Raw genomic sequence first — 9710 nt, forward strand, 5'->3', positions numbered from 1 at the left:
GGCCTGCTTTCGGTACCAGGGCGTGGCGAAGACAAACAGGACTGTCTCATCAGGCGTGTTCAGGTTGATTACCCGGATGCTCTGATCGTGCATCGTCTTGATTTCGATACCTCCGGGCTGCTCGTTCTGGCACGGGGAAAGGAAATGCATCGCCGCTTGAGCATCCTCTTTCAGAACCGGCAGGTTGAGAAACGTTACATGGCCGTTGTCCACGGAGAACTCGCAGAGGCTTCCGGCGAAGTATGCCTGCCGCTCATTGTCGACTGGCCGAACCGCCCGCTTCACAAAGTCGACTTTGAGACGGGCAAACCCTCGCTCACCCTCTATCGGGTGTTGAGCTACAATTCGGCCGAACAAAGTTCACGCCTTGAACTAGTACCCGAGACTGGGCGCACACATCAGCTTCGGGTACACATGCAAGCACTCGGCCACCCGATTCTTGGCGACTCGCTTTACGCTGACCCTGTTGCCAGGGGAAAAGCAGATCGTCTGCTCTTGCACGCGGAATACCTGGCCTTCCCGCACCCTGTAAACGGCGAGCGCCTGAGCTTCACCTCGACCGCGCCTTTCTAGTTCTCCTTCATGCACGCTTGACCACACGAATCTCTGAAACTTCATGAATATCTCGACCCATCCACTCTGGCTCGTTGGCTTCCGTCCGTTTTTTTCGTTGGCATGCCTATCGGGCCTGAGCTTGCCTGTTCTGTGGACACTGATTTTTACCGGGACCCTGCCGGCACCGACCACCTCATACTCCTCAATTCAGTGGCATGCCCACGAAATGTTCTTCGGCTTTGGCTGGGCGGTGCTCGGTGGCTTTCTGCTCACCTCGACAAAGAACTGGGTCAATCAGCGTGGCTACCATGGCAACGCACTGATCCTTCTCGTCGGCGCCTGGCTGATTGAACGTGCCGGCATGTGGTACGAGGGCGCGCTGCCGCCCATCCTGTTCCGCATTTCAAATAATCTCTTTCTTGTTTCGATTGTCGTCATGATTGCTTGGACGCTGATCAGAAATCACAAGGACGATTCCTACCGCGACAATTATCTTTTCCTCATCATCCTGCCGCTCTTTATCGCATCGAAAAACCTGATGCTCAGCGCCGACTACTTCCAGATCGGCTGGAACATGGCTATCGGGCTGTTCCGCATGGCTTTCCTGGTGATGTTCGAGCGCACGCTGACGCAATTCATGAAAGGCGTCTTCCAGGTTTCCATCCTGCGCGACCCGCGGCTCGACGGACCCATCAAACTGCTTGCCTTGAGCCTGGTTTTTGTTGATCTGTTGCCGCCCTGGCTGGGTGCAGCAATCACCCTGCTTCTCGCCCTCCTGCTGATCGTCCGTCTCGTTTTCTGGAAGCCGCAACTGGCCCTGCGCCGACTTGACATCGGCATCATGTATCTTGGCTACCTGGCCCTTGTCGCCCAGTTGCTGATCAACGTCGTGAGCGCGTTCACCGATATCGCCTGGGTTGGCACCGTATCGATCCACGTGTTTACCTTCGGCGTCATGGGCATGGTCATTCCGGCCATGCTGATCCGGATTTCAAAAGGCCATACGGGCAGAAAAGTGGTATTCGACGGCCTCGACAAATGGGTGTTGAGAATAATGATCCTCGGATTCATTGCGCGCGTTATCGTGCCACAATTCGCCCCGGCCACCTATTTGCACTGCATATATCTCGCCGCATTCTGCTGGTTTGTCTGCTTTTCAGTTCTGGCCTGGCGCTATATTCCCTACCTTGTTCAGGCACGTGTTGACGGCAGGGAGCATTGAGCGGCGACAAGGCATGAACTCCCGTAAAACGGCGTTTGCCGGACCGAATCTAGTGACTGTGGTCCCGATGGTGTGCGTCAGGGTAATGAGCATGCGTATGCACCATTGATTCGTGCCGATGCCGGTGCGCGTGCCTGATCCCCGGGGCACAAAAGCTTTCGTGGGGATGCTGGTGGTGTTCCTCGTGGGAATGCTCGTGAGAATGCTCGATGGCGGCGTGCTGGTGTTCATGATCATGGCGTTCAGACAGGTGCAGCCAGACGCCCACGGCCATCAGCATCCCGGCAGCCGCCAGCCGGACCGTGACCGGCTCTCCCGTCGCCACCGCGATCAGCGCTCCGAAAAACGGTGCAACTGAAAAATAGGCCCCGGTACGGGCTGTTCCCAACTGCCGCAGCCCGATAACGAACAGCGTCAGGCTGACACCGTAGGCCAGGAACCCGACGCTCATCGAAGCGACCAGGATGAGCAAATCCGGCAACCGGTCCCCAAGAAACAATGCAAGCGCCAGATTGATGGCACCCGCGACCATCCCTTTAACCGATGCGATCCATGTCGCGTCGGCAAGCGAAACCTTGCGCGTCAGATTGTTGTCGAGGCCCCAGGCCAGGCACGCTCCGAGTACTGACAGCACGGGCCATACGCCGGCAAACCTGACCTCTTCCGGCCAACTCAGGACGAGCACTCCGCCAATTATGGCGATCATGCCGAAAGCAATACGCCGGCCGATGTGTTCCCGAAAAACGATCCAGGCCAGAAGCACGGTGAACACGGCCTCCGCATTCAGAAGCAGCGAAGCGCCCGAGGCAGGCATTCCGGCCAAGCCGTACATCAACAGGACGGGACCAACGATTCCGCCGGACAGAATGGCTCCCGCCAGCCATCGAGCTTCGTTGCGCGCCAATCGGACCGGCGCCGCCCGTCGCACCAGCCGGACTGCGGTCAAGCCAATTCCGGAACCAAGATAGAACAAGCCGGCCAGCAGCCAGGGACTGACATCGCTCAGGATGAGCTTGGCCAGCGGCGTACCGGCGCCAAAAAGCAGAGCCGCGCCGAGCGCTGCCGACACACCGGGACTTGGCAACAAGCCTGGCCGATCCATTACCTCAACCTCTTTCGTCCAGCTCTTTCAACGTCGCGGCCATCTGGGGTGCGTACCTGATTCTCCGAACTTGCCGGCGCGCGGCCGGCCAAAACTGGGTCAGGCGCGCCTGAGCGATGCGTTCAGCGCTTCAAGCGCCTTGCTGCCGGGACAAAGATGGTCATCGCCGAGCTGGTTCAGCGGCTTTTCCACCGTGTTCAAATGGCGATGCAGATCCTCGGCACTGCTGTCCACGTACAACAAGCCGGTGACAATCTCTCCGAGAGCCTGTCTTTCCTGTAGATGGTTCATGGCACCGATCCGGTCCGACGGATCGTAGTCCTTGTCCAGCTTGCGAAGATTCAGGATCGAACCGTCATGTTGAACGACCCGACGCAACGAGCCTGGCTCATAGGAGGTGTTGATCCGGTCTCGCGGAAGGATGACGTCCAGGCGATTGACGGCATCGTTATGCTCGCGCACGTAATCATAACTTTTGGTCGAACCGGCATGGTTGTTGAACGTAACGCAAGGGCTGATCACATCGATGAAGGACGGCCCGCGATGGCGTATGGCGCCCTTGATCAGCGGAATCAATTGCTCCTTGTCACCGGAGAAGCTGCGCCCAACGTAACTGGCACCCAGCTGCAGTGCGAGCGCAACCAGATCGATGGGCGTCTCGCTATTCACGACACCGCGCTTGCTTTTCGAGCCCTTGTCGGCGGTTGCCGAGAACTGTCCCTTGGTTAGACCATAGACGCCGTTGTTTTCAACAATGTAGGTCATGTTCACGCCACGGCGCATGGCATGCGCAAACTGGCCGATGCCGATGGAAGCGGAATCACCGTCGCCGGAAACCCCCAAATAGAGAAGATCGCGATTGGCCAGTGCGGCACCAGTGAGTACCGATGGCATACGGCCATGCGTCGTATTGAAACCGTGTGAATTTCCGAGGAAATAATCTGGCGTCTTTGACGAACAGCCGATGCCTGAAAGCTTGGCTACCCGGTGCGGCTCGATTTCAAGATCGAAGCAGGCCTGCACCACCGCGGCACTGATCGAATCATGACCACATCCGGCGCACAGCGTGGAAATGGCGCCTTCATAATCGCGCCGGGTATAACCGAGCGAATTTCTGGGCGTATCTGGCCGCAACAGTCTGGGTTTGATGAAGTAGGTCATGACGCCACCTGTTTGCGGGTCGAGGCAAATGCCAAAGCCCTGTCGTGCTTCGAGAGGGCTTCGGCAATGCTGCCGGAAATGAATCCGGCGGTAATCGGCGTACCGTCGTAGTGCAGAACGCGAACCAGGCGTTTTGGATCGATCTCGCCTTCGTTGATGAGCAGCATGCGCAACTGTCCACTCTCGTTCTGTTCGACGACAAAGACGCAATCGTGCTCGTTGATGAACTCGATTACCGCGTCGGCAAACGGGAAGGCGCGCACGCGCAGCGTATTGACATGGATGCCCTGTCTCTCGAGCAGCGCAAAAGCCTCGTCCATCGCGGGACCGGTCGAACCATAGTAAATGACACCGAAGCGGCTTGGTTGCGATGCACGTTGAAGAACGGGCGCCGGCAGAAGTTCCTTGGCAGTCTCAAATTTACGCCGCAGACGTTCCATGTTGTAGACATAGTCCGTTCCCGTCTCGCTGTATTTTGCATACGCGTTGCGTGTGGTGCCGCGGCTGAAGAAAGCGCCTTTGCTCGGATGCGTGCCGGGAATGGTGCGCCAAGGGATGCCATCGCCGTCCACATCGAGATAACGGCCAAAATTCTTCCCGGCTTCCAGATCTTCAGCGCTCATCACCTTGCCACGATCGTAAAGGCGCTGATCATCCCAATCGAAAGGCTGGCACAGACGGTCATTCATTCCGATGTCAAGATCGAGCAGAACGAAAACCGGTGTCTGCAAACGGTCCGCGAGATCAAAAGCCTGGGCGCCGAGTTTGAAACACTCGTAAGGGTCTTCCGGAAACAGCAGAACATGCTTGGTGTCGCCGTGCGAAGCATAGGCGCAGGAAACAAGATCGGATTGCTGGGTGCGCGTCGGCATTCCGGTCGAGGGGCCACCACGCTGCACATTGAAAACCACAACCGGCACCTCGGCAAAATAGGCCAAGCCGAAAAACTCCTGCATCAGAGAAATGCCGGGGCCGGAGGTGGCGGTAAAGGCGCGCGCGCCATTCCAGGCAGCCCCGATCACCATGCCGATCGACGCCAGTTCGTCCTCGGCCTGCACTACGGCATAGCGGGCCATGCCATTATCGGGATCGGTGCGGAATTTGCGGCAATAGCCGCTGAAAGCCTCGATCACCGAGGTTGAAGGCGTGATCGGGTACCACGCGGCAACCGTCGCCCCACCATAGACAGCACCGAGACCGCAGGCAGCGTTGCCATTGACAAATATTCTATCGCCGACACCGTCGGAACGCTCCACCCGCAATCCGATCGGGCACGACAGATTTGCGCGGGCATAGTCGAACCCCAGCTTGAGTGCATTGACGTTGGCGCCAATCAGCTTGTCCTTGCCACGATACTGCGCGGCAATCAGTTTCTCGACCACAACGAGTTCGATGTCGAGCAAAGCCGTAAGCGCCCCGACGTACATGATGTTCTTGAACAACTGGCGCTGGCGCGGATCGGTGTACTCGCGATTGCAGATTTCGGTGAGCGGAACGCCCAGCACGGTAATGTCTTCGCGGAACCGCGAGCGAGGCAAGGTCTTGGTCGAATCGTAGACAAGATAGCCGCCGGACTCGAGCTCGGCAACGTCGCGATCCCAGGTTTGCGGGTTCATCGCCACCATCAGGTCACACCCGCCGCGCCGACCCAGCCAACCGGATTCCGAAACGCGCATTTCGTACCAGGTCGGCATGCCCTGAATGTTGGACGGGAAGATGTTGCGCGGCGCCACCGGCACCCCCATGTTCATGATGGCGCGCGCAAACAGCTCGTTGGCCGATGCCGACCCGGAACCGTTGACGTTGGCAAACTTGATGACGAAATCATTGCTTCTCTGAATCGACTTGATTGCACTCATCTTCTTCGCACCTCCGTTCCGGCTTCCGCCATTTGCAGGAAAAACTTCTGCATATCCCAGGCGCCTGTCGGGCAACGCTCGGCGCACATGCCGCAATGCAGGCAGATGTTCTCATCCTTGACCATAACGCGTCCCGTTTTCAGGATATCCGAAACATAAAGCGCCTGATCCAGGTTATCCGCCGGTGCTTTCAAACGGCTTCGCAAGTCATCCTCTTCGCCATTGCCGGTGAAGGTAATGCATTCGGTGGGGCAGATATCGACGCAGGAATCGCATTCGATGCAGGTCTTGGCGGTAAATACCGTCTCGATATCGCAATTGAGACAACGCTCGGCCTCGGAGCAGGCCATGTACGGATCGAAGCCCAGTTCAAGCTCAAGCTTGATGTCCTTGAGCGTCTTCTCCAGGGACTTCACCGGCACCTTCTTCCGCTCCTCCTCGGAGACCTGGTTATCGTAACTCCACTCGTGAATGCCCATCTTCTGGCTGACCAGATTGGTCAGTGGCGGCGGGCGTTCCAGCAGGTCCTTGCCGGCACAGAACAAATCGATCGATATTGCGGCGTCATGCCCCTGCGCCACGGCGGTGATGATGTTCTTCGGACCCAGAGCCGAGTCGCCGCCGAAAAATACCTTGGGCAACGTCGATTGCAGCGTCGCCTGATTCAATACCGGCAGTCCCCACTTGTCGAATTCAAGTCCGATATCCTTCTCGATCCAAGGGAAGGCATTCTCCTGCCCGATGGCCACCAGAACCTCGTCGCATTCCATCAGGATATCCGCTTCGCCGGTAGGAATCAGACTCCGCCTGCCTTTGTCGTCGTACTCGGCTCGGACCTTCTCGAACAGAACGCCCGAAAGCTGCCCATTGTTGTGCACGAACTCCTTCGGCACCAGCATGTTGAGAATCGGGATACCCTCATGCGCCGCGTCTTCCTTCTCCCAGGGCGAGGCCTTCATTTCGTCGAAGCCGCTGCGCACGACAACCTTGACATCCTCGCCGCCCATGCGAAGTGCCGAGCGGCAGCAGTCCATGGCCGTATTGCCCCCGCCGAGCACAATTACGCGCGGAGAAATGCTGGTCGTATGACCAAAGGCAACGTTGGCCAGCCAATCAATGCCGACGTGGATGTGTGCTGCCGCCTCCTGGCGACCGGGAATGTCCGCATCGCGCCCACGCGGGGCGCCAGTGCCGACAAAGATCGCATCCCAGTCTTCGGCCAGCAGATCCCGCAAGCTATTGATCCACTGGTTGTAGCGCGTTTCCACGCCAAGATTGACGATGTAGGCACACTCTTCGTCGATGACGTCGTCCGGCAGCCTGAATTTCGGGATCTGGCTGCGCATCATGCCCCCAGGCGATGCGCCATTGTCGAAAACGGTGATCTGATAGCCTAGCACCGCCAGATCGCGCGCCACGGTAAGCGAAGCGGGGCCGGCGCCAACGCAGGCGATGCGTTTGCCATTCCTGCTCTCCGGCGCGGGCGGCAAGCGATCGTGAATATCATCCTTCAGGTCGGCAGCAACGCGCTTCAGCCGACAGATGGCTACCGGTTCCTGGTCCAGCCGGCCGCGACGGCAGGCCGGCTCGCACGGCCGATCGCAGACCCGCCCGAGAATGCCCGGAAAGACGTTGGATCGCCAGTTGATCATGTAGGCATCCGAATACCGGCCCGCTGCAATCAGGCGGATGTATTCGGGAACGGGGGTGTGGGCAGGACACGCCCACTGACAATCCACGACTCTGTGAAAGTAATCGTGTTGGCCGATATCTGTCGGTATCACGTGTGCTCAGTCTCCTGTCACGGTGGCTACTAAGGATCGGCAACAAGAAGCCGCCTCCCCGCACTCTAGCACCGTCCAAGCCAAAGCAAAACGTCTGCCGACCAACCTGGAAAGGAATTCAGTTTTCCTGCACGATAAAAATCGGCTAGTCTTGGCACCATGTCTCTAGACGGGGGTAATCCAGCATGGCCTTGCGCGCGTTAATTTTTGATGTCGATGGTACGCTTGCCAACACCGAGCGCGACGGGCATCGCCCCGCGTTCAACGCCGCCTTTGCCGAAGTCGGGCTGCCCTGGCACTGGGACGAAGCGTTCTACGGCAAGTTGCTGGTCACCTGCGGCGGATTTGAGCGGCTGCGCTACTACGCCGAGAATTTTGACCCCACGACGCTGGCCCGGCCCGACTTCGACGAGCTGATGCACCGGGTACATGACATCAAATCGCGGAATTATCAGCGTTTGCTGGCTGCCGGAGCGATTCCGCTGCGTGCCGACATTGGTCAACTGATTTGCGATGCGCGTACCGAAGGTATGCGGCTGGCCATCGCCTCAAGCTCGAAGCTGGATAATGTGGTGGGACTGTTGCGCGCCAATCTGGGCCCGAATGTGGATTCCTGGTTCGATGTCATCGCCTCCGGCGACGTTGCAGCGGCCAAGAAACCGTCTCCGGAACTTTACCAGTGGGCGCTGCAGCAACTCAGGCTGCCACCGCGTGATTGCCTGGCGGTGGAGGATTCCGAGCGTGGACTGGCGGCGAGTCTTGCGGCCGGCATTCCGACGGTCATTACCGTCAGTGACTACACGATCAATGAGAATTTCGACGGCGCGCGCATGGTGCTGGCCGAGGCTGAAAGGGTTTCGCTGGATAAACTGCGTCTGTGGCACGCGACGGCGAGTACGTCATAGACAGAGATTGTTGACGAGAAAGGCGAACCACCAAGTCACAAAGACACCAAGTCCCACCAAGAAAACCTAAGCAAAGATTTTGAATTTCTTGGTGCTTCAACGTGCACTTGGTAACTTGGTGGTTCGCTCCTGTTCTTACCCTTTCGCCTTCAGCGACTTCTTCGGGTAAATATCGAATCGGCTGGATTTGCCTTCCAGAACATAGCCGGGCGGTTCGCCGGCAATCGCCGGCGCCTTGCGCGGCCGTTTGACGACCACCCGATGCGAGGCCAGTGCCAGTGCCACATCAAGCAGCACCGGCGCGTCATCGTCATCACCAGCCAGCGGACGAAACAGCCGCATCTCCTTCTTCACCAGCGAGCTCTTATCACGATGCGGAAACATTGGATCGAGATAAATGACCTGCGGCGGCTCGGATTTCCACGTTCGCAATACATCGATGGCATTGCCGCCGATCAGCCGCATCTGTGCAACAATCGCTCCCACAACCGGGTCGGCCAGCGCCCGCTGCATACCGTCCTCAAGCAACGCGTAAATCAATGGCTGGCGCTCGATAAGGCTCATCGCGCAACCCAGCCTGGCCAGCACAAACGCGTCACGCCCCAACCCGGCCGTGGCATCCACTACCACCGGACGAACCCCCGGCTGGATTCCTACCGCCTTGGCGATCATCTGCCCGTTGCCGCCCCCGTAGAGCCGTCGATGCGCAATGGCTCCCGCAATGAAGTCAATTCTTATCGGGCCTGCCGCGCGTGGGCCAAGCTCGGCCAGTTGCAAGCCTTGCCGTCCCACCTGCAAGGCAAACTCTGCCTCAACCTCAAACTGCAATTGAAGACGCTCAGCCCATAACGCTGCCGCCAGATCAAAGGCGGGGTCAAGCGATTCCATCCTGACAGAAGTTTTGAATAGATCACGGCTCATCGGTGGCCGAAGTATTCCTGATAATTCAGATTGGCGCAGTAGTCGAGTTTCTGGCGGATACAGAGCATTGCGCAACGCATTTCGACTTCACTTCATCATTCATTGTCGACTTTTTTTACAGTTGACGAAAAGAAGAAAACGATTGAGTCCCTAAACTGCTGTAAATCGGGTGGGGGGTAGCCACCGCTTCGATTCGGTAAA

The 9710-nt window shown here is 58.0% G+C and carries 8 protein-coding genes; 3 read left to right on the top strand and 5 right to left on the bottom strand.

What is annotated here, in order from left to right; translation table 11 throughout:
- Both PROAA_RS03965 and PROAA_RS03970 read left to right on the top strand, forming a co-directional pair.
- A partial coding sequence (locus PROAA_RS03965) for an RluA family pseudouridine synthase (RefSeq protein WP_186410092.1) occupies window positions 1-573 on the top strand: 573 nt, incomplete at its 5' end.
- Between the two features lie 43 nt (window positions 574-616).
- Window positions 617-1777: an NnrS family protein gene (locus PROAA_RS03970; protein WP_186410093.1), complete on the top strand. Its 1161-nt coding sequence runs from the start codon at window positions 617-619 to the stop codon at window positions 1775-1777.
- A gap of 49 nt (window positions 1778-1826) precedes the next feature.
- Here the strand turns inward: PROAA_RS03970 and PROAA_RS03975 are convergent, their stop codons facing one another.
- From PROAA_RS03975 to PROAA_RS03990, 4 genes are all read right to left on the bottom strand, one after another.
- A complete protein-coding gene (locus tag PROAA_RS03975) occupies window positions 1827-2864 on the bottom strand; it encodes a DMT family transporter (protein WP_281182229.1) in 1038 nt (345 codons plus the stop codon).
- A 114-nt stretch (window positions 2865-2978) separates the two neighbouring features.
- Window positions 2979-4040, bottom strand: a complete 1062-nt coding sequence (locus PROAA_RS03980; RefSeq protein ID WP_186410095.1) for a 2-oxoacid:ferredoxin oxidoreductase subunit beta — start codon at window positions 4038-4040, stop codon at window positions 2979-2981.
- Window positions 4037-5899, bottom strand: a complete 1863-nt coding sequence (locus tag PROAA_RS03985) for a 2-oxoacid:acceptor oxidoreductase subunit alpha (RefSeq protein WP_186410096.1) — start codon at window positions 5897-5899, stop codon at window positions 4037-4039. Before PROAA_RS03985 ends, PROAA_RS03980 begins: the two co-directional genes overlap by 4 nt.
- Window positions 5896-7683, bottom strand: a complete 1788-nt coding sequence (locus PROAA_RS03990; RefSeq protein WP_186410097.1) for an FAD-dependent oxidoreductase — start codon at window positions 7681-7683, stop codon at window positions 5896-5898. The genes PROAA_RS03985 and PROAA_RS03990 overlap by 4 nt, the downstream gene beginning before the upstream one ends.
- 191 nt (window positions 7684-7874) lie before the next feature.
- Between PROAA_RS03990 and PROAA_RS03995 the strand changes: the two genes are divergently transcribed.
- Window positions 7875-8588 (top strand): HAD-IA family hydrolase, encoded by a 714-nt coding sequence (locus PROAA_RS03995; protein ID WP_245664146.1) that lies wholly within the window; start codon window positions 7875-7877, stop codon window positions 8586-8588.
- 135 nt (window positions 8589-8723) lie between these two features.
- Here the strand turns inward: PROAA_RS03995 and PROAA_RS04000 are convergent, their stop codons facing one another.
- A complete protein-coding gene (locus PROAA_RS04000; protein WP_186410099.1) occupies window positions 8724-9509 on the bottom strand; it encodes a class I SAM-dependent methyltransferase in 786 nt (261 codons plus the stop codon).
- Window positions 9510-9710: the final 201 nt, after the last annotated feature.

The sequence above is a fragment of the Candidatus Propionivibrio aalborgensis genome (assembly GCF_900089945.1).
Taxonomy (GTDB): Bacteria; Pseudomonadota; Gammaproteobacteria; order Burkholderiales; family Rhodocyclaceae; genus Propionivibrio; species Propionivibrio aalborgensis.

Coding starts and splice junctions, on each gene's coding strand:
- PROAA_RS03970 (WP_186410093.1), top strand. CDS start 617: ATGAATATCTCGACCCATCCACTCTGGCTCGTTGGCTTCCGTCCGTTT.
- PROAA_RS03980 (WP_186410095.1), bottom strand. CDS start 4,040: ATGACCTACTTCATCAAACCCAGACTGTTGCGGCCAGATACGCCCAGA.
- PROAA_RS03985 (WP_186410096.1), bottom strand. CDS start 5,899: ATGAGTGCAATCAAGTCGATTCAGAGAAGCAATGATTTCGTCATCAAG.
- PROAA_RS04000 (WP_186410099.1), bottom strand. CDS start 9,509: ATGAGCCGTGATCTATTCAAAACTTCTGTCAGGATGGAATCGCTTGAC.